The sequence below is a fragment of the Xanthomonas sp. CFBP 8445 genome (genome assembly GCF_025666235.1).
Classification (GTDB): domain Bacteria; phylum Pseudomonadota; class Gammaproteobacteria; order Xanthomonadales; family Xanthomonadaceae; genus Xanthomonas_A; species Xanthomonas_A indica.
The window spans coordinates 4,043,086-4,065,130 of the sequence record NZ_CP102594.1 but is presented as its reverse complement, the minus strand read 5'-3'; the positions used below and the strand labels follow the sequence as shown (position 1 = coordinate 4,065,130).

Here is a 22,045-nt window from a genome sequence, read left to right as displayed (position 1 = left end):
CCCCAATCCCGGCTTACAATAGCCAGCCCGTTTCCTCACACGGTTCCCCGGACATGATCGTCCTCGAGGGCGCTTCCGCCCTTTCGCCGTTCCGTCGCGCTCGGCTCGAAACCCGCCTGCAGTCCCTCGTTCCCGGTGTGCGCATCGCCGGCGCCTGGCACGTCTACTTCATCGACGGCGGGAACGCCGCATCGCTCGACTTGGTCGCGGCGCGGCGCATCCTGCAGGCGCAGGACGCACCGGCGCCGGCCGAAGCCGGGACCTGCTCGCGCTACGTGGTGCCGCGGCTGGGCACGCGCTCGCCTTGGTCGAGCAAGGCCACCGAACTGGTGCGTGGCGCCGGGTTGGCGATCCGCCGGGTCGAGCGCGGCACCCGCCTGGACCTGGCCGGCTGGCCCGCGGCGGCGGCCGATCAGGCTGCGCTGGCCAAGCTGCTGCATGATCCGATGACGCAATCGCTGCTGGACAGCGCCGCGCAGGCGCAGGCGCTGTTCCAGGCGCCGGTGCGGGGCGAGGTCGAGCGCATCCCGCTGGACCAGCTGGAAGCGGCCAATGCGCGCCTGGGCCTGGCCCTGGCCCAGGACGAGATCGACTACCTGCGCCAGCGCTTCGGCGAGCTCGGCCGCGATCCGGCCGACGTGGAACTGATGATGTTCGCGCAGGCCAATTCCGAGCACTGCCGGCACAAGATCTTCAACGCCAGTTGGACCATCGACGGCAAGGAGCAGGACCGCTCGCTGTTCCGGATGATCAAGCACACCCACCAGCAGACGCCGCAGCACACGCTCAGCGCGTACAGCGACAACGCGGCGGTGGTGGAAGGGCACCCGGCCGCGCGCTACCGCCCGGATCCGGCCAGCGGCGAGTACCGTAGCGAGGCGGTGACGCCGTCGGCGTTCTGCATCAAGGTCGAGACCCACAACCACCCGACCGCGATCGCGCCGTTCCCGGGCGCCTCCACCGGCGCCGGCGGCGAGATCCGCGACGAGGGCGCCACCGGCCGCGGCGGCAAGCCCAAGGCCGGCCTGACCGGCTTCAGCGTCTCGCACCTGCGCATCCCCAGCCTGCCGCAGCCGTGGGAGGGGACGCGTCCGCTCAATCCGCGCATGGCCCCGGCGCTGGAAATAATGCTGGACGGCCCGCTCGGCGGCGCTGCGTTCAACAACGAATTCGGCCGGCCCAACCTGCTCGGCTATTTCCGCAGCTTCGAGCTGCCGGAGACGCAGGACCTGACCCGCGCCTACGACAAGCCGATCATGCTGGCCGGCGGCCTGGGTGCGATCGACCGCGTGCAGGTGGAGAAGATCCCGCTGCAGCCCGGCGATGCGGTGATCGTGCTCGGCGGCCCGGCGATGCTGATCGGCCTGGGCGGCGGCGCGGCCAGTTCGGTGGCCTCCGGCGACAGCGCCGAGGACCTGGATTTCGCCAGCGTGCAGCGCGACAACCCGGAGATGGAGCGGCGCGTGCAGGAGGTCATCGACCGCTGCGTGGCGCTGGGCGCGGACAACCCGATCCGCTGGTTCCACGACGTCGGCGCCGGCGGCCTGTCCAACGCCATTCCCGAACTGCTGCACGACTCCGGCGTGGGCGGGATCATCGACCTGGACCGCGTGCCCAGCGACGACCCGTCGCTGTCGCCGATGCAGCTGTGGTGCAACGAATCGCAGGAACGCTACGTGCTCGGCGTGCCGCAGGCGCGCCTGGCCGAATTCGCCGCCCTGTGCGAGCGCGAGCGCTGTCCGTTTGCCGCTGTGGGTGTGGCCACCGCCGAGGAACGGCTCGTCGTGGGCTACGGGGTGCTGCGCACCGGGATTGGGGAGTCGGGATTGGGGATTGGCAACGGCGCAACGTCGGCCGGCTCCACCGCGTCTCACGAATCCCCAATCCCCAATCCCGAATCCCCGCACCCCATCGACCTGCCCATGGACGTGCTCTTCGGCAAGCCGCCGAAGATGCACCGCGACGCCCGCCAGCCGCCGGCGCCGCGCTGGCCGGAGCTGGACACCGATGCGCTGGACCTGCGCGAGGCCGGGCTGCGGGTGTTGGCGCATCCGACGGTGGCGGCGAAGAGTTTCCTGGTCACCATCGGCGACCGCAGCGTCGGCGGCCTGACCGCGCGCGAGCAGATGATCGGCCCCTGGCAGCTGCCGCTGGCCGATTGCGCGATCACCCTGGCCGGCTTCGACACCCACGCCGGCGAAGCGATGGCGATCGGCGAGCGCACCCCGCTGGCCCTGCTCGACGCTGCCGCGGCGGCGCGGATGGCGGTGGGCGAAGCCATCACCAACCTGTGCGCGGCGCCGGTGCAGGCGCTGGACCAGGTCAAGCTGTCGGCGAACTGGATGGCCGCGGCCAACCACGACGGCGAGGACGCGCGCCTGTACGCCGCGGTCAAGGCGGTGGGCATGGAACTGTGCCCGCAGCTGGACCTGAGCATCCCGGTGGGCAAGGACTCGCTGTCGATGCAGGCGCAGTGGGGTGTGGCCGGGATTCGGGATGGCCGGCCTGCGGCCGTCGAAGAGCGAACGGGATTGGGGATTGGGGAGGGTGCTGCGCGCGCGGAGGGCGCTTCTGCCAATCCCGAATCCCCACTCCCCACTCCCGGCGCGAGCGCCACGCACAAAAGCGTCTCGCCCGTCTCGCTCATCGTTTCCGCGTTCGCGCCGGTGGCCGATGCGCGCGCGCAGCTGACGCCGTTGCTGGCGCGCGAGGCCGAGAGCGAGCTGTGGCTGATCGGGCTGGGCGGCGGCAAGCAGCGCCTGGGCGGTTCGGTGCTGGCGCAGGTGCATGGCGACGGCGCGCTGCCGGCGTTCGGTGGCGCGGTGCCCGACCTGGACGATCCGCAGCGGCTGCGTGCGTTCTTCGAACTGATCCGCGATGCGCGCGAGGCCGGCTTGCTGCTGGCCTATCACGACCGCAGCGACGGCGGCGCGTTCGCCGCGCTGTGCGAGATGGCGTTCGCCTCGCGGCAGGGCCTGGACATCACCCTCGATGCCTGGGGCGACGATCCGTTCCGCAGCCTGTTCAACGAGGAACTGGGCGCGGTGGTGCAGGTCGCCAAGGAAGACCGCGCCGCGTTCGCCGACCTGATCGAGCGCCATGCGCTGACCGAATGCGCGCAGCGCATCGCCCGCCCCAGCACCGCCGCCGCGGTGCGCGTGGGCCTGGGTGGCAAGACCCTGGCCGAATGGCGCTGGGACGAGCTGTTCGATGCCTGGTGGTCGGTCACCCATGCCATGCAGACTCTGCGCGACAACCCCGACAGCGCCGCCGAGGAGCGCGCGTTGGCGCGCGATTTCGCCGCGCCCGGACTGAAGCCGAAGCTGGCCTTCGACCCGGCCGAGGACATCGCCGCGCCGTTCATCGCCAGCGGCCAGCGGCCGAAGGTGGCGATCCTGCGCGAGCAGGGCGTCAACGGCCAGATCGAAATGGCCAACGCGTTCGAACGCGCCGGGTTCCGCGCCTTCGACGTGCACATGAGCGATCTGATCGCCGGCCGCGTGCAGCTGGCCGACTTCGTCGGCCTGGCCGCCTGCGGCGGCTTCAGCTACGGCGACGTGCTCGGCGCCGGCCGCGGCTGGGCCACCTCGATCCTGGAGCGAGCGGCGCTGCGCGATGCCTTCGCCGCGTTCTTCGCGCGCAGCGACAGCTTCGCCCTGGGCGTGTGCAACGGCTGCCAGATGCTCAGCCAGCTCAAGGACATCATTCCCGGTGCCGAGCACTGGCCGCGCTTCCTGCGCAACCGCAGCGAGCAGTTCGAGGCGCGCACCAGCCTGCTGGAGGTGGTGGAATCGCCGTCGATCTTCCTGCGTGGCATGGCCGGCTCGCGGATCCCGGTGGCGGTGGCGCACGGCGAAGGCCGCGCCGAATTCGACAGTGCCGTGGACCAGGCCGCCGCGCGCGTGGCACTGCGCTTCGTCGACGGCCATGGCGCCGTCGCCACGCAGTACCCGCTGAACCCGAACGGCTCGCCCGACGGCATCACCGGCCTGACCAGCGACGACGGCCGGGTGACCATCCTGATGCCGCATCCGGAACGCACGTTGCGCTCGCTCAACCTCAGCTGGCATCCGGCCGAGTGGCCGGACGAGGCGCCGTGGCTGCGCATGTTCCGCAACGCGCGGGTGTGGGTGGGCTGAGCCGCCTCTGCGCCACGTCCGCCAGCGCGGACGTGGCGGGTCGAGAGTGGCGCGGCAGCCAGCCGCTGCAGGTGTGCGATGCCCTGGGAGGCCGCGGGTGCGAGAGCGATGACGCACGCGTAGCGTGTGCGCTGCGTCTCCCTCGCCGTCAGGCCGGCCGCGTCGTGCCCTGGCTAGGCCAGGTGCTGTGATGGACCATGCCGGCGCAGGCGGAGCGCCCGCGACTGTTTCAGAACTCCTTCCAGTTGCTGTCGCTGTCGGGCGTGGCCACCACCGTACGTAGCCGGGGCGCTGCAGGGCGCGTGGCCGTCGGACGCTTGGCTGGAGATGCCGCCGGGCCGGAAACCGCCTGCCGCGCAGCCGCATGCGCGGCATCGAGCTTGAATACCGCCACCGCTTCGGTGAGCTGCACTGCCTGGTCCTCGAGCGAGCGCGCGGCGGCAGTGGCTTCTTCGACCAGCGCGGCGTTCTGCTGGGTGGTCTCGTCCATGTTGGTGATGGTCTGGTTGACCTGGGCGATGCCGGCCGACTGTTCCTGCGATGCTGCGGAAATCTCGCCCATGATGTCGGTGACCCGCTGCACGCTGGCCACCACCTCGCTCATGGTCGCGCCGGCGCTGTGCACCAGGGTGGAGCCTTCGGCCACGCGCTGCACCGAGTCTTCGATGAGATCCTTGATCTCCTTGGCCGCGCCGGAGGAGCGCTGCGCCAGCATGCGCACTTCCGATGCCACCACCGCGAAGCCGCGGCCCTGTTCGCCGGCACGCGCCGCTTCCACCGCCGCGTTCAAGGCCAGGATATTGGTCTGGAACGCGATGCCGTCGATGACGGAGATGATGTCGGCGATCTTCCTGGACGAGGCTTCGATGCCGCGCATGGTCTCCACGACCTGATCCACGACCTGGCCGCCTTGCGCGGCCACACCGGCCGCGCCGATGGCGAGCTGATTGGCCTGGCGCGCGCCATCGGCATTCTGCTTGACAGTGGAGGTGAGCTCCTCCATCGACGCCGCAGTTTCCTCCAGGTTGGCGGCCTGCTGCTCGGTGCGCTGCGACAGGTCCTGGTTGCCGGCGGCGATCTCGCTGGCGGCGCCCTTGATCGACGCGGCCGAGGTCTGGATGCTGCCGACGATCTGCGCCAGCTGGCTGGCCGTGGCATTGGCGTCGTCGCGCATCTGCGCGAACACGCCGCGGAATTCGCCGTTCATGCGCACGGTGAGGTCGCCGCTGGCGATCGCCTGCAGCAGGCGCGACAGCTCCGCGAGATTGGTATCGGTGGTCTGCATCAAGTTATTCAACCCTTCCACCATGCCGCGGAAATCGTGGTCGAACGCCTGCGCATCGCCGCGGGTGGCAAAGTTGCCGGCCGCGGCGGCCTGCGCCAGGGCGAGGATCTGCCGGTTGATTGCCTGCAGGTTGCGCTTGGTCGCCGCCATCGCATCGCTGAGCGCCGCCTTTTCGCCTGGCAAGGCGCGCATGTCGGGCTGCATGTCGCCGACCGCGTAGCGCGACATCACCGCCACCAGTTCGCGCTGCACCTGCACGTGCGCATCGACCAGGTCGTTGGTGCCAGCCACCATGCGGCCGTACTCACCGGGGAAGCGCGCCGCATCCATCCGATAGCTCATCTCGCCAGCGTCGTGCTGGCGGGCCATGTCGTCCTGCGCTTCGATCACCGCGCGCAGCTGTGCCTGCATGCTGCCCATCGACTGCAGCAGTTGCCCCATTTCATCCATGCGGCGCGGTTCGATGCGGCTGTTCAATTCGCCAGAGGACACCGCTGCGGACACCTTGACCGCCTCGGCAAGCGGTGCCAGCACCTGGCGCCGCAGCAGCAGGTACAGCGAGACACCGAGCAACGCGGCCGAGAGCAGGCCCACTGCCAGGATGACCCACAGCAAGGTGCGGGCCTGCGCCATCACGTGGTGCTTGGGCACCATGATGCCGAGTGCGAACACCTGTGGCGCCTTGCCCAGGCGCATCGGCACGAACACGCGCAGCCAGTCCTCGCCGGCCACCCTGGCCTCGTCGGTGCTGACCTGTCCCGCGCGCACTTTTGCCAGCATGGCCTGGGTGCCGGCGTCGGACAGCGTCTTGCCCACCTGCTTGGCATCGGCGCTGGCCATCACTGCGCCGGTCGGCGACAGCAGCATCGCCTGGCCAACGTCCATCGGATGCAGCGTCGCCACGCGCTTCTGCAGCGCATCCAGTGACATGGTGATGTTGACCGTGCCCAGGAACTTGTCGCCTTCCATGACCGGCGTGCTCAACGTGGTCATCAGCGTATCCACGCCGGCTACCGGGTAATAGTAGGGTTCGATCACCACCGGCGCGTGACTGTTGCGCGCTGCGAGATACCAGTCGCCCTCGCCGGGCTTGTCGTAGCTGTGCAACGCCTCGCGCACCAGCTCGCCCTTCTGGTACGACCAGTACACCATGAAGCGCCCGGTCGCATCGTGGAAGGGCGCGTTGACATTGGCGGCATCGTGTCCATCGAACGCGTTCGGCTCCCACAGCGTGCTGATGCCAAGCCAGCGCTTGTGAAGACGTAGTTGCTCATGCAGCACGGCAGCGGCCGAGTCCCGGCTCACGCCGTTGGCGCCGCGCTGAATGCGGAAGGTATTGGCCAGGGTCGCGCCGGCATCGAAGGCCGAGCCGATGTCCGAGGATATCTCGCTCGCCTCGTGGCGCGCTGCTTCGCGCAGCACGGCCTGCGACGAGTCGAGCAAGGCATGGCTGCTGCGCCAATAGGTGATGGCGGCGGTCATGCCGAAACACAGCAGGGCGATGATGCCGGTGCCGATCATCAAACGACTGGCGACGCTGTGACGGCGGACGAGGGTCCTGCTCATTGCTGCTCCCGTTGTGGATGAGGGCGACCCTGCTGGGCACACCGCTGCGCTGATGTATCGACGTCCCCGCGGCAAACTTGACCTCCGTTTTTCTGCTCATGCTGGGCCCGCCGCGGCCGATACTGGTCTGGCGACAACCACCAGGGAGGCGGTCACGCTCATGTCCTTTCGTTCCGGGCTTTTACTCATGTTGGCGGCTGCCTTAAGCGGTCAGGCAGACGCACAGGACACTCGGAGCACCGAGACCTACTTCAAGCTCGGCGGAGCGGTCCGTTTCAACTACGGCTGGCTGGATTACGGCCCCACCCGCGGGCTCGATCTGGAACTGCTGCGGGTCGACCTGAATGCGGGAGACGGCCCATTCTTCGTGTCCGCGCAACACCGCTGGTATGACGGATTCAACGCCATCCATCACGCGTTCGTCGGTTGGAACATCGACGATCGCACGGTGCTGAAGGCCGGCATCCAGCAGGTGCCATTCGGACTATTGCCGACCGCGTCGAACAGCTTCTGGTTCGGCTCCGGCTACTACCTTGGCATCGAAGACGATTACGATCCGGGCGTTGTGGTGTCGCGCACATTCGGCAATGACACCGTGCACGTCGGCTGGTTCTCGGGCGACGAATACGGCGACGGGGCGCGGACGGCGCGCTATTCGTTCGATGTCGCCGAAACGGCGCGCTATCCCTATCGCGAGTACCATCGCGTGCATGTGCGGTACGAACACCGCGTCGAGTTGCAGCACGGCAGCCTGCTGTTGGGTGCGTCGGCGTTTTCCGGGCAGATCCTGGACGTGGAGGATCGCCGCCGCTATGGGCATCGCGCAGCGGCGTTGCACGCGCAGTGGAGCAGCGGCGGGTGGACCAGTCAGGTGCAATGGGCGCGCTACCGCTACGCGGTCCCAAGCGACCGCATCGCCATGTCGGCCTTCCTGGCGCCGTTCGAGATCGCCGCCGAAGCCGACGTCCCCACCGCCAACATCGCCTATTCGTTCGGCAAGGGGCACTGGCTGGACGACGTGACCTGCTACAACAACTTCAGCATGACCCTTCCGACCCACGATCGTCCCGACCTGCGTTCCTCCACGCAGAACGTCACCGGGTGCAGCATCAAGAAGGGCGTCATGCTGACCTACCTGGACTGGATCGCGGGCAAGAACATGTGGTTCGCGGGCGGCGATGGCATTGCCATCGACGATGGTGACCGGTCCAAGTGGCACTCGCGGTTCAACCTCAACATCGGGTTCTACTTTTAGCGGGTGCTGTGCAGCGTTGCTGGGAGGAAAGGAGAGCTTCCAGTGCTTCGACCCGCGCCATTGACTCGGCGGCTGTGGCGCTTGGTCAAAGCCGCGCCGAATTCGACAGTGCCGTGGACCAGGCCGCCGCGCGCGTGGCACTGCGTTTCGTCGACGGCCATGGCGCCGTCGCCACGCAGTACCCGCTGAACCCGAACGGCTCGCCGACGGCATCACCGGCCTGACCAGCGACGACGGCCGGGTGACCATCCTGATGCCGCATCCGGAACGCACGTTGCGCTCGCTCAACCTCAGCTGGCATCCGGCCGGGTGGCCGGACGAGGCGCCGTGGCTGCGCATGTTCCGCAACGCGCGGGTGTGGGTGGGCTGAGCCCGGTGTGGCCCTGGCCCGCGCGCCGTGGTGGCGACGCGCCTACCTGATTGGTTCCGACGGTGACGAGTTCGGCGACCTGATCGCGCCCCGACGATGGCGCCCGCCAGGGCGCCGTCGGCAGCACCTGCTGCGGCGATGCCGGGCCGGCGCTGTCGGCTGCGTGGGTCGGGGGTCTGCGCCGCGCTGCCATCGCTGTGGGATGCAGAATGCGCCGCGATTGTGGCGTGGCGCATGCGCCGACTCGCGCGTCGCTGTGCCCCATGTGGGAGGGACTTCAGTCCCGACGCAGAACCCTGCCCAGGCCGGCCGAGCCGACGGTTTGACGGGCCGATGCCGTGATTTTTCCTGTGTGTCGAGTGGGTTTCCTCGGCCATCCCGCCTTCGGATGATCTGACCGTGCCCGGTCGCGGCTGAAGCCGCTCCTACGCAACATCGCGGTGCGTCGCGCCTTGCGCGTCGCGCGCTGGCGTCATTGCGTCAGTGTGCTGGATCCGCCGTCGCACCCAGGCGTGCGTCGCGCGCGCCCACTCGCGGCGCTCTGCACTGTGTCGCCGCAACCCGGCAGCATCTATCCGTTGCCCGGCACCCAGGTCGCTCCGCCACGCGACCGCTCGCCCCATTTCGCGCAGTCGGCCCCATCCGCCTCCGTCTGGAGCGCTTGCCCGGCGTGTCCCGGCAGCCCCGCGCGCCCTTACCAGGCGTCTGCGTCAAGTCCTTGACAAGCAACGAAATCGTTCGACGCGCGGCATGTCAAGGCTGGCAAGGTTCGTGCCGAAAAATTGGCGCGACCTGGTTGTTTTCATTGATATTTATCGAAAAATTAACGAAACCGGGCTGAATTCGCGGTCTTTGTCACGGCGCATGGCGCATTAAGTCAAAAACTTGACGTACTTGAGAGGCCGGGTTAACACTCGAGTCAGTTCCGCATTCCACCTCGGTTCATCTACAGCTCCGAGCAGCGACAGGCGTGAGCCTCTCGCGTCCCGGTCGGGACGTGCGGCACCAAAAAACCGACAGGGGGTCGGCCGGCCGGAACGCCGGGCGAGGGTGGCTTTTTGACCAAAAACCAGCCGAATTGAGGAGCAGTCGTCGATGAATCGGATTTATCGCAAGGTCTGGAACAACGCGTTGGGGATGTGGGTGGTGGCATCGGAACTCGCCAGCGGCGATGCGCGCGGCGCGGTCGTCCGCGATCGCCGTGCCGCACGCGCACACGGCCTGGCCCTGGCCGGCGCGATCGCCCTGGCGCTGGGCGCCGGCGCCGTGGCGCTGCCCACCAGCGCCCAGGCGCAGGCCCTGCAGATCGGCGACAACGCCAGTGCCAGCGGCGACTACGCCACCGCGGTCGGCGCCGAGAGCAACGCCAGCGGCGCGCAGAGCACCGCGACCGGCGCGGCCAGCAATGCCAGCGGCGACGGCAGCGTGGCCAGCGGCACGCTCAGCGAAGCCAGCGGCGTGGAGGCCAGCGCGCTCGGCTACTACAGCACCGCCAGTGGCGATGGCGCGACCGCGCTGGGCGCCGAGAGCATCGCCTCCGGCGCCGCCAGCGCCGCGGTCGGCGTGGCGGCCGACGCGACCGGTGCATACGCCACCGCGGTCGGCGGCTTCTCCAGCGCCAGCGGCTTCAACAGCACCGCGCTGGGCAACAGCGCGGTCGCGCAGGGACGCAACAGCGTGGCGCTGGGCGCCGACGCGGTGGCCGACCGCGACGACAGCGTCTCGGTCGGCAAGGCCGGCGGCGAACGCCAGATCACCAACGTGGCCGCGGGTACCGAGGCCACCGATGCGGTCAACGTGGCGCAGCTCGACGCGGTCAGGCAGACCGCCGACACCACCGCCAAGTACTTCCAGTCCAGCGGCAGCGATGCCAGCGATGCCGGCGCCTACGTCGAGGGCGCCAATGCGATCGCCGCCGGCGAAGGCGCCAACGCCATCGGCAACGGCGCCAGTGCGCTGGGCAGCGGCGCCACCACCGTGGGCGGCAATGCCACCGCGGTCGGCAGCAACGCCACCGCCGTCGGCGCCTCGGCGACCGCGGTCGGCGGTGCGCTGTCGATCGTCGACGAGAACGGCGAGGTGCTGCTGGAGGGCACTACCACCGCCGCCGAGCAGGGCGCCAGCGCGTTCGGCGCCGGCGCGCAGGCCAATGGCGCGTTCTCCACCGCGCTGGGCACCGCCGCGCGCGCCGACGGCGTGCAGAGCACCGCCACCGGCTTCTCCGCCGCCGCCACCGGGCTGGCCGCGACCGCCACCGGCGGCTTCAGCCAGGCCGGCGGCGACTTCGCCTCGGCCTTCGGCTACGGCGCCAACGCCAGCGGCGGCGACGCCGTGGCGGTGGGCTTTTCCAGCCTCGCCAGCGGCGTGTCCAGCACCGCCGTCGGCGGCAGCGTGCTCGGCCTGTTCACCACCGAGGCGCAGGGCGAAGGCGGCAGCGCGTTCGGCGCCGGCGCCTGGGCCAACGGCGATTTCTCCACCTCGGTCGGCTGGTTGAGTTCGGCCGACGGCGCCTCCAGCGCCGCGTTCGGCGCCGCGTCCTGGGCGCAGGCCGACGACTCCACCGCGCTGGGCTATGGTGCCAAGGCCGCGGCCAGCGGCAGCGTCGCGCTCGGCCAGGGATCGGTCGCCGAGCGCGCCAATACCGTCTCGGTCGGCACTGCCGGCAAGGAGCGGCAGATCGCCAACGTCGCCGCTGGCACCGAGGGCACCGATGCGGTGAACCTGGACCAGCTCGACGCGGTCAAGCAGGTGGCCGACGGCACCGCGCGGCTGTTCGCCGGCAGCGGCGACGGCATCGCGCTGGCGCAGGGCCAGCAGGCCACCGCCGCCGGCGCCGATGCGCTGGCCGATGGCGACTACACCACCGCACTGGGTTCCACCAGCACCGCCGCCGGCCTCGGCGCCTCGGCGCTGGGCAGCGGCGCAGTCGCCAGCGGCGACCACGCCAGCGCGGTCGGCACCGATGCCACCGCGGCCGGCACCTCGGCCACCGCGATCGGCAGCACCGCGACGGTGTACGAGTACGACGCGGACGGCTTCATCGTCGGCAGCCGCGAGCAGACCACCCAGGCCCTGGGCGTGGCCGCGACCGCGGTCGGCGGCGGCGCGCAGGCGCTGGATGCGCTGACCACCGCGGTCGGCACCGGCACCTCGGCCAGCGGCGTGCAGAGCACCGCGCTGGGCTATCACGCGCAGACCTTCAACGACGGCGCCACCGCGGTCGGCGGCCTGTCGGAAGTGGCCGGCGACCTGGGCACGGCGGTGGGCTACAGTTCCCGCGCCGCCGGCGATTACGCCACGGCGATGGGCATCGGCGCGCGCGCCACCGCCACCAGCACGGTGGCGGTAGGCATGAACGCGCTGGCCAGCGGCACCGACAGCGTCGCCGTGGGTGGCGTCAGCACCGCCGCGGCCAGCGCCGGCAACAGCATGGGCATCGCTGCCGCCACCGGCGTCGGCGGCATCGCCCTGGGCGCCGGCGCGCAGAGCCAGTCCGACTACGCGATCGCGCTTGGCTACAACGCCAACGTGTTCCCGAACCTGCCGGGCAACGTCGATTCGGTGGCGATCGGCCACAGCGCCGGCTCGTTCGCGCCGCGCACGGTGTCGCTGGGCAGCTACGCGCTGGCCTCCGGCGACGGCGGCATCGCGCTGGGCTACAAGGCCACCGCCTGGAACGCCGACAGCGTCGCATTGGGTGCACGTGCGGTGACCTCGACCTTCAACAGCAACGGCACCGCGCTCGGCACCGACAGCCAGGCCAATGGCAGCGACGCCACCGCGATCGGCTACGGCGCGCGGGTCAGCACCTGGCTCGACGACGCGCGCGACCAGGCGCCGACCAATGCGGTCGCGCTCGGCGCGCACTCCTATGCCGCACGCGACAACAGCGTGTCGGTCGGCGACGTGGCCAACGGCCTGACCCGGCAGATCACCAGCGTCGCCGCCGGCACCGAGGCCACCGATGCGGTCAACGTGGCGCAGTTGCAGGAGGCCGGCAAGTACCTGCAGGCCAGCGCCGGCAACAGCGATGCCGGCGCCTACGTCGAAGGCGACGACGCATTGGCCGCCGGCGAGGCCGCCAATGCCATCGGCAACGGCAGCACCGCGCTCGGCGCGGGTGCCGACGCGCTCAACAGCGGCGCCACCGCGGTGGGCAGCGGCGCGGTCGCGGCCGGACAGAACAGCGCCGCCTTCGGCACCAACGCGCAGGCCACCGGGCCGGCGGCGGTGGCGGTCGGTGGCGTGGCGGTGGACGCCAATGGCGAGCCGCTGATCACCAAGAGCGGGGTGGCGGTGGATACCGGCGCCACCAGCGCCGGGGTCGGCGGCACCGCGCTGGGCGCCAGCGCCGATGCCGGCGGGTTCGCCGCCTCGGCGGTGGGCGTGGGCGCCTACGCCGGCGGCGCGCAGGCATCGGCCTTCGGTGCGGTGGCCAATGCCACCGGCGACTACGCCACCGCGGTCGGCACGCAGAGCGTGGCCACCGGTACCAGCAGCGTCGCGGTCGGCGGTCCGGCCGACCTGATCCCGGGCCTGGGCCTGTTCGTGCAGACCCAGGCCAGCGGGGCCAATGCCGCCGCGTTCGGCGCCGGCGCGATCGCCTCGGGCGACGAATCCACCGCCAACGGCAGCATGACCGAGGCCTCCGGCCTGCAGAGCACGGCGCTGGGCTACTTCGCCTACGCGCCGGGCGACTTCGCCAGCGCGGTGGGTGCGCAGTCCTGGGCCAGCGGCGCCAACAGCACCGCGCTCGGCTACTACAGCACCGCATTTGCGGCCGACAGCGTGGCGCTGGGCGCCAACTCGGTGGCGCGCCGCGCCAACACGGTGTCGGTCGGCGATGCCGGCAGCGAGCGGCAGGTCGTCAACGTCGCCGCGGGCACGCAGTCCACCGATGCGGTCAACCTCGCGCAGCTGGATGCGGTGCGCGCCACCGCCGAAGGCACCTCCAAGTTCTTCGCCCATGGCGGCAGCGGCGCAGTCGGCGCCTATGCCGACGGCGAGGGCGCGCTGGCCGCCGGGGATGCGGCCAATGCCTACGGCGCCGGTGCGGCAGCGTTCGGCAGCGGCGCGGCGGCGATGGGCGATGACGCGGTGGCGCTGGGCAACGGCAGCAGCGCCAGCGGCACCGGCGGCACCGCCATCGGCGGCCGCGGCCAGGCCTACGACCAGTACAACCAGCCGATCGTCGATGCCGACGGCAAGCCGGTGCTGGTCGGCGCCAATGCCGGCGAGAACGCCACCGCGCTCGGCGCGGGCGCGCAGGCCACCGGCAGCGTCGCCACCGCCACCGGCTACGGTGCGCAGGCCACCGGCGACCACAGCACCGCCGGCGGCTACAAGGCGCGTGCGACCGGCAACTACAGCCTGGCGCAGGGCGACAACGCCTGGGCCAGCGGCGAGGACGCCAGTGCGGTCGGCGCCTACGCCTGGGCCACCGCCGATGGCGCCTCGGCGTTCGGCACCTCGGCCTGGGCCACCGGCACCAATGCTTCGGCGTTCGGCACCGGGGCGTGGGCCAGCGGCAGCGGCGCCACCTCGATCGGCTTCGACAGCTGGGCGCCGGGGCTGAGCGCCACCGCGGTCGGCCGCGGCGCCTTCGGCTACGGCAACTACAGCGTGGCGCTGGGCTTCCAGGCGCTGGGCAACCAGGTCAACACCATCGCCATCGGCACCAACACCGTGGCCGATGCGGAAAGCGCGATCAGCATCGGTGCCGGCAGCGAGGCGACGGCGTCCAACGCGGTGGCGCTGGGCGCCGGGGCGGTCGCCGACCGCGCCTACAGCGTGTCGGTGGGCAGTGCCGGCCAGGAGCGGCAGATCACCAACGTCGCTGCCGGCACCGAGGCCACCGATGCGGTCAACGTCGCCCAGCTGGACGCGGTGAAGCAGGCGGCAGCGACCACCAGCAAGTACTTCCAGGCCAGCGGCAGCGCCGACAGCGATGCCGGCGCGCTGGTCGATGGCGACAACGCGCTGGCCGCCGGCGAGGCGGCCAACGCCACCGCCGACGGCGCCACCGCGCTCGGCGGCGGCGCCAATGCCGTGGCCGCCGGGGCGACCGCGATCGGCTTCAATGCCGTGTCCAGTGGCGTCGATGCGGTCGCGCTGGGCAATGCCAGCCAGGCGGCGGGCGAGAACAGCATCGCCATCGGCAGCAATGCCCAGGCCAGCGAGACCGGCGCCACCGCCAGCGGCGCCGGCGCGCAGGCCAGCGCCACCTACGCCACCGCCACCGGCAACGAAGCGGTGGCCTCGGACAACCAGGCCACGGCCACCGGCTTCCGCAGCACCGCCTCGGGCACCGGCGCCACCGCGCTCGGTGGCTATAGCGAGGCCACCGGCTACCTGTCCTCGGCGCTGGGCTATGGTGCGCTCGCTTCGGGCAGCTATGGCACCGCGGTCGGTGTGTCCTCCACCGCCTCCGGCAGCGGCAGCGTCGCGGTGGGCGAGTACAGTGTGGCCTCCGGCGAGGAAAGCGTGGCGGTCGGCGGCACCTCGTTCTTCGGCCTGATCCCGGCCGAGGCCTCGGGCGCCAACAGCGCCGCGTTCGGTGCGGGTGCCGGCGCCACCGCCGACTTCAGCAGCGCGCTCGGCAGCCTCAGCTACGCCAGTGCCGACAGCGCCAGTGCGTTCGGCTACGGCGCGTATGCGTCCGGCGTCAACAGCGTGGCGCTGGGTGCGAACTCCGAGGCGGCGCGCGACAACACCGTCTCGGTGGGCAGCGCCGGCAAGGAGCGGCAGATCACCAGCGTCGCCGCCGGCACCGAGGCCACCGACGCGGTCAACGTCGCCCAGCTGGAAGAGGTGAAGCAGTCGGCCGATGCCACTGGCAAGCAGTTCAAGGCCAGCGGCGGCAGCGACCCGGCCGACGATGTCGGCAGCTACGTGGAAGGCACCTACGCCACCGCCGCCGGCGAGGCCAGCAACGCCTACGGCACCGGTGCCTCGGCGTTCGGCAGCGGCGCGCTGGCCGGCGCTCGCTATGCCACCGCGTCCGGCTACAACGCCACCGCCACCGGCGAATCCAGCACCGCGATCGGCGGCTCGCTGTACTACACCGATGCGGACGGCAAGGTGCTGCTCGACGGCACCACCACCGCCAGCGCCGCCGGCGCCACCGCGCTGGGCGCGGGTGCGCAGGCCAGCGGCACGTTCAGCAGCGCCAGCGGTGCCGGCGCCATCGCCAGCGGGCTGCAGGCCACCGCCGACGGCTACAAGGCCACCGCCGGCAGCGACTACAGCACCGCGGTCGGTGCCTTCAGCACCGCCAGCGGCACCCGCACCAGCGCGTTCGGCTACGGTGCGGCCGCGGCGGGCAACTACGCCTCGGCACTGGGCTGGGGCAGCACCGCATCCGGCGCGTATGCCGCGGCGTTGGGCTACAGCGCCCGCGCCACCGGCGAGGACGCGACCGCGCTCGGTGCCTCGGCCTGGGCCACCGCGGCGCAGACCACCTCCGTCGGCCAGTTCGCCTGGGCCACCGCGCAGGGCGGCACCGCGATCGGCCAGAACGCCTTCGCCTACGGCGGCACCAATGCCACGGCGCTGGGCATCAACGCCTCGGCCAGCGGCGCCGGCAGCGTCGCCTTGGGCTCGGGCGCGCGTACCAGCGAAGCCAACGTGGTGTCGGTGGGCGGCGGCAACGGCGTCACCGCGCCGGCCACGCGCCGCATCACCAATGTCGGGGCCGCGGTCAACGCCACCGATGCGGTGAACAAGGCGCAGTTGGACGCGGTCGCCACCGCCGCTGGCGACACCAGCGCGCGCTTCCAGAGTTCAGGCACCGCGATGGCCAGCGCCAGCGGCGTGGACAGCACGGCGGCCGGTGCCGGCGCCACCGCCAGCGGCCTGCGCAGTTCCGCGCTGGGCGTGGGTGCCGTCGCCGCCGGCGCCGGTGCCACCGCCAACGGTGCCGGCAGCTCGGCGACCGGTGCGCGCAGCACCGCGATCGGCCTGCAGACCAATGCGATCGGCGAGAACGGCGTGGCGATGGGCTACAACAGCTTCGTCCGCAACAGCGGCAGTAATGGCGTCGCGCTCGGCGCCAATGCCGGCGTCTCCGCGGACAACGCGGTCGCGCTCGGTGCCGGTTCGCGGGTGTACGAGGCCGACACCGTGTCGCTGGGCAGCGGCAACGGCCGCGGCGGCCCGGCCACCCGGCGTATCGTCAACCTGACCGCCGGCAGCGTCGCCGCCGGCAGCACCGAGGCGATCAACGGCGGCCAGCTGTATCAGTCGCTGAGCAACATGGCGACGTTCCTGGGCGGCGGCGCCGGGCTCGGCGCGCAAGGGGTGTTCGTGGCGCCGACCTACGTGATCCAGGGCGCCAGCTACAACAACGTCGGCGCGGCGCTGGCGGCGCTGGACGGCAAGGTCAGCGAACTGGATGCGCGCAGCGGCGGCAGCGCCACCGCGGCACGCAGCGCGCGCATGGTCGGCGCCAGTGCGGTGGCCGCGCAGGCTACCGAAGCGGCGCCGGGGACTGCGACCGAGACAGCGGCGACCGCGGCGACGGCCACGACCGCGTCGGTGTCCGGCAGCATCGGCACCGCACAGGTCGGCGAAAGCACGGCGGTGGCCTCCAGCGCCACCGCGGTCGGCACCGCCGCACGCGCCAACGACGCCACCGGTACCGCGATCGGCGGCAGCGCGTATGCGCATGGCGCGAACGACACCGCGATCGGCAGCAATGCCAAGGTCAACGCCGACGGCAGCACCGCGGTGGGCGCCAACAGCCACATCGCGGCGGTGGCGACCAACGCGGTGGCGATGGGCGAGGGCGCCAGTGTCAGCGCGGCCTCGGGCACCGCCCTCGGCCAGGGCGCCAGCGCCACGGCGCAGGGCGCGGTGGCACTGGGGCAGGGGTCGGTGGCCGATCGCGCGCAGACGGTCTCGATCGGCAGCGCCGGCAACGAGCGTCAGCTCGCCAACGTCGCCGCCGGCACCCAGGCCACCGATGCGGTCAACAAGAGCCAGCTCGACAATGGCGTGGCCACGGCCAAGTCGTACACCGATGCGCGCTTCGGCACCATGGCCGACAGCTTCGAGGTGCTGCGCGGCGACGTCGATGCGCGGTTGCGCGACCAGGACCGCCGCATCGACCGCCAGGGCGCGATGAGCGCGGCCATGCTCAACATGGCCACCAGCGCCGCCGGCATCCGCACCCAGAACCGGGTCGGCGCCGGCATCGGCTTCCAGAACGGCGAGTCGGCGCTGTCGGTGGGCTACCAGCGCGCCTTCAGCGACCGCGCCACGGTGACCATCGGCGGTGCCTTCAGCAGCGACGACAGCTCCATCGGCATCGGTGCCGGTTTCGGCTGGTGATCCATTGCGGACGGCGGCGCGTGCCGCCGTCCGCCACGCAATGGCCTGAGGGGGCAGACCACAGGACCTTGGCTGGGCCGGCCAACGGATTCGAAAAAGGGAGTTTTTACGGCCGCAACTGTCGCCTGATCCACGAAACTTTGAAGAGGACGTCAACGTGATCGACAAGCAAAACCTTCGTATCAATGCCATCGCCGCCGCCATGCTGGCGATGTCGCTGGGAGCCTCGAGCGCGATCGCGGCCGGCGCTTCGGCGCCGCTGCCGGTCAAGGAACCGGGCAGGTCCGCGCCGGCCGATGCGGTGACCTCCAACCGCATCCTGGTGCGCTACAACGCCGGTACCGCCGCGGCCAGCGACCGCAGCGCCAAGCTGTCGGCGGTGCAGTCGGCGGTGGGCCGCGCCAGCCTCGGCGGCGGCAACGGCATCTCGCGCGCGGCCGCGGCCAGCGTGCGTGCCGAGTATGTGCGCACCCTGGGTATCGGCGCGGACCTGATCCGCCTGACCGGCAAGCTGAGCAAGGCCGACCTGGACAAGGTGGTGGCCGAGATCGCCGCCGACCCGGCGGTAAAGTACGCGCAGGTCGACGCCAAGCTGCGGCCGGTCGAGGTGCTGCGCGCCAAGGCGCAGGTGCAGCCGCAGTTCGTGCCCAACGATCCGCTGTACGCGCAGTACCAGTGGCATTACAGCAACGCCACCGGCGGCATCAACGCGCCGGCGGCGTGGGACGTGTCCAAGGGCGACGGCGTGGTGGTGGCGGTGCTCGATACCGGCATCCTGCCGAACCATCCGGACGTGGCGGTGAACCTGCTGCAGGGCTACGACTTCATTTCCGACGCGGCGACCTCGCGGCGTCCGACCGACGAGCGCGTGCCGGGCGCGCTGGACTACGGCGACTGGGTCGAGAACGACAACGAGTGCTACGCCGGTTCCGTCGCCGACGACAGTTCCTGGCACGGCAGCCATGTCGCCGGCACTGTCGCCGAAGCGACCAACAACGGCGTCGGCATGGCCGGCGTGGCGCCCAATGCCACCGTGCTGCCGGTGCGCGTGCTCGGCAAGTGCGGCGGCTACACCTCCGACATCGCCGACGCCATCATCTGGGCCTCGGGCGGTACCGTATCCGGCGTGCCGACCAACCAGAACCCGGCCGAGATCATCAACATGAGCCTGGGCGGCGGCGGCGCCTGCGACAGCGTCACCCAGGACGCGATCAACGGCGCGGTGTCGCGCGGCACCACGGTGGTGGTGGCCGCCGGCAACAACACCGCCAACGCCGCCAACTTCAGCCCGGCCAGCTGCGACAACGTGATCGCGGTCGGCGCCACCCGCATCACCGGCGGCATTACCTATTACTCCAACTATGGCGCCAAGGTGGACCTGTCCGGTCCCGGCGGCGGCGGCAGCGTCGACGGCAACCCGGGCGGCTACATCTGGCAGAACGGCTACAGCGGTGCGACCACGCCGACCTCCGGCAACTACACCTATATGGGCCTGGGCGGCACCTCGATGGCCTCGCCGCACGTGGCCGCGGTGGCGGCGCTGGTGCAGAGCGCCCTGATCGCCGCGGGCAAGGCGCCGTTGACCCCGGCTGCGCTGGAGACCCTGCTCAAGCAGACCGCGCGTCCGTTCCCGGTGTCGATCCCGTCCAGCACCCCGATCGGCACCGGCATCGTCGATGCCAAGGCCGCGCTGGACAAGGCGCTGGAAGAGCCGTGCGATCCGGCCACCGAGCAGTGCGCGCCGACGGCCACCGCGCTGACCAACAAGGTGGCGGTGGCGGGCCTGGCCGGCGCCGCCGGCAACGAGGCGCTGTACAGCTTCGAGGCCAAGGCCGGTGCGGTGCTGAGCTTCCTCACCTACGGCGGCAGCGGCAACGTGTCGTTGTACGTGAGCTTCGGCAAGGAGCCGGGCACCGGCAATGCCGACGCCAAGTCGACCCGCCCGGGCAACAACGAGACGGTGCGCTTCACCGCGCCGCAGGCCGGCACGTACTACATCAAGCTGGTCGGCGAGAGCACCTACACCGGCGTCAGCCTGGTCGCGCGCCAGTAAGCGCACGCGGCGCAGGGAGGCGCCATGTCGTCCCAGGAAACCCGGCTCCGGCCGGGTTTCCTGCGTCTGGGGACAGCGCCGTGCCGGCCCGCCGTGCGGCGGAGGTGGGCGCGTCGCAACAGGCCACCATCGCCTGCGAGGATGTCAGGCCGATGACCGTCGCGGGCCTGCCGGTGCCGGCATCCCTGCCTCTCGGTAGACAGCGACGGGGGAGCGCGCCGGATTCGGCGTCGGGTCATGCCGAACTGCTAAAGTCGCACGGTCATCTGGGAGGGATCGCGTGAATGCGCTCGTGAAGGACACTGCCGTCGCCGTGGAGACGCCCGAAAGCCGCATCATCGCGGCGCTGCTGGCCAAGGGCCGGCTCAAGGACGGCGACCTGGCGCGCGCGCGGCAACTGCAGCGCGAGTCCGGCGGCGGCCTGCTGGCGCTGCTGGCGCGCCTGGGCCTGGTCTCCGAGCGCGACCATGCCGAACTCAGCGCCGAGGTCCTGGGCCTGCCGCTGCTCGACGCCAAGCAGTTGCCGGCCACCGCGCCGGAGAGCCTGCCCGAGGCGCAACCGCTGTCGCTGCGCTTCCTCAAGCAATTCCATGTGTGCCCGCTGGGCGAACACGACGGCGTGCTGGAACTGTGGATGGCCGATCCGCACGATGCCTATGCCGCCGACGCGGTGCGCCTGGCCACCGGCCTGCAAGTGCTGCCGCGGGTCGGCCTGCGCTCGGAGATCGACGACCTGATCGAGCGCTGGTTCGGCCAGGGCCGCAGCGCGATGGGCGCGATCGTGGAAACCGCCGACGGCGACAGCGTCGCCGCCGACGACATCGAGCACCTGCGCGACCTGGCTTCCGAGGCGCCGGTGATCCGCCTGGTCAACCTGGTGATCCAGCGCGCGGTGGAACTGCGCGCCTCGGATATCCACATCGAACCGTTCGAGAGCCGGCTGAAGGTGCGCTACCGCGTCGACGGCGTGCTGATCGACGGCGAGAGCCCGCCGGCCAACCTGACCGCGGCGGTGATCAGCCGCGTCAAGATCATGGCCAAGCTCAACATCGCCGAGCGCCGCCTGCCGCAGGACGGCCGCATCATGCTGCGGGTGCAGGGCAAGGAGCTGGACCTGCGCGTGAGCACCGTGCCCACCGCGCACGGCGAGAGCGTGGTGATGCGCTTGCTCGACCGCGAGACCGTGGTGTTCGACTTCCACCGGCTCGGCTTCACCGACGCGTTCCTGCCGCAGTTCCGCAAGGTGCTGGAGCAGCCGCACGGCATCCTGCTGGTCACCGGTCCCACCGGCTCGGGCAAGACCACCACGCTGTACACCGCGCTGAGCCAGCTCAACACCGCCGACGTCAAGATCATCACCGTCGAGGATCCGGTCGAATACCAGATCGAGGGCATCAACCAGATCCAGGCCAAGCCGCAGATCGGCCTGGATTTCTCGCATGCGCTGCGCAGCATCGTGCGCCAGGACCCGGACATCATCATGATCGGCGAAATGCGCGACCTGGAGACGGCGCGCATCGCCATCCAGTCCGCACTGACCGGCCACCTGGTGCTGTCCACCCTGCACACCAACAACGCCGCCGGCGGCATCACCCGCCTGCTCGACATGGGCGTGGAAGACTACCTGCTGACCTCCACCATCAACGGCATCCTCGCCCAGCGACTGGTGCGGCGGCTGGAGCCGACCCATGCCGAGCGTTATGCGGCTTCGCCGGAGGAGATCGAGAAGTTCGAACTGCGCCGGCTGCAGCCGGAAGGCGAGATTTTCCTGTACCGCCCGCGGCCTTCGGCGATCGCGCCGACCGGCTACGTGGGCCGCACCACCATCATGGAATTTCTGGTGATGAACGACGTGCTGCGGCGTGCGGTGATGCGCCACGCCGGCATGGGTGAGATCGAGCAACTGGCGCGCGAGGCCGGCATGCGCACCATGTACGAGGACGGCCTGGCCAAGGCGCTCAGCGGCCAGACCACGATCGAGGAAGTGCTGCGCGTGACGGAGGAAACCTGATGTCGCTGTCGCGCAGGTTCGTCGCACCCTGCTGCT

General features: G+C 71.0%; 6 protein-coding genes and 2 pseudogenes. 7 read left to right on the top strand and 1 reads right to left on the bottom strand.

From position 1 onward, the window contains the following. Window positions 1-53: 53 nt before the first annotated feature. Entirely contained in the window at window positions 54-4,139 is a 4,086-nt protein-coding gene (purL, locus tag NUG21_RS17435; protein ID WP_263391519.1) for a phosphoribosylformylglycinamidine synthase, read from the top strand. A 229-nt stretch (window positions 4,140-4,368) separates the two neighbouring features. On the opposite strand, the gene NUG21_RS17430 is transcribed toward purL, so the two are convergent. After that, the gene (locus tag NUG21_RS17430) at window positions 4,369-6,990 is read right to left on the bottom strand and encodes a methyl-accepting chemotaxis protein (RefSeq protein ID WP_263391518.1); all 2,622 of its coding nucleotides are present in this window, start codon (window positions 6,988-6,990) and stop codon (window positions 4,369-4,371) included. A 160-nt stretch (window positions 6,991-7,150) separates the two neighbouring features. Between NUG21_RS17430 and NUG21_RS17425 the strand changes: the two genes are divergently transcribed. From NUG21_RS17425 to gspE, 6 genes and pseudogenes are all read left to right on the top strand, one after another. Beyond that, window positions 7,151-8,245 carry a putative porin gene (locus tag NUG21_RS17425; protein ID WP_263391517.1) on the top strand — a complete coding sequence of 365 codons (1,095 nt, stop codon included), beginning with the start codon at window positions 7,151-7,153 and terminating at the stop codon, window positions 8,243-8,245. Window positions 8,246-8,316: 71 nt separating this feature from the next. Next, a pseudogene (locus tag NUG21_RS17420) lies at window positions 8,317-8,615 on the top strand (phosphoribosylformylglycinamidine synthase subunit PurQ); the annotation flags it as partial. A 1,095-nt stretch (window positions 8,616-9,710) separates the two neighbouring features. Next, window positions 9,711-11,072, top strand: a pseudogene (locus NUG21_RS20985) (ESPR-type extended signal peptide-containing protein); the annotation flags it as partial. A gap of 894 nt (window positions 11,073-11,966) precedes the next feature. Beyond that, on the top strand, window positions 11,967-17,945 hold the full coding sequence (locus NUG21_RS17410; protein WP_263393115.1) for a hypothetical protein: 5,979 nt from the start codon (window positions 11,967-11,969) through the stop codon (window positions 17,943-17,945). Between the two features lie 157 nt (window positions 17,946-18,102). Next, window positions 18,103-19,998: a S8 family peptidase gene (locus NUG21_RS17405; protein WP_263391516.1), complete on the top strand. Its 1,896-nt coding sequence runs from the start codon at window positions 18,103-18,105 to the stop codon at window positions 19,996-19,998. Window positions 19,999-20,278: 280 nt separating this feature from the next. Continuing rightward, on the top strand, window positions 20,279-22,009 hold the full coding sequence (gene gspE / locus NUG21_RS17400; RefSeq protein ID WP_160948310.1) for a type II secretion system ATPase GspE: 1,731 nt from the start codon (window positions 20,279-20,281) through the stop codon (window positions 22,007-22,009). Window positions 22,010-22,045 lie beyond the last annotated feature (36 nt).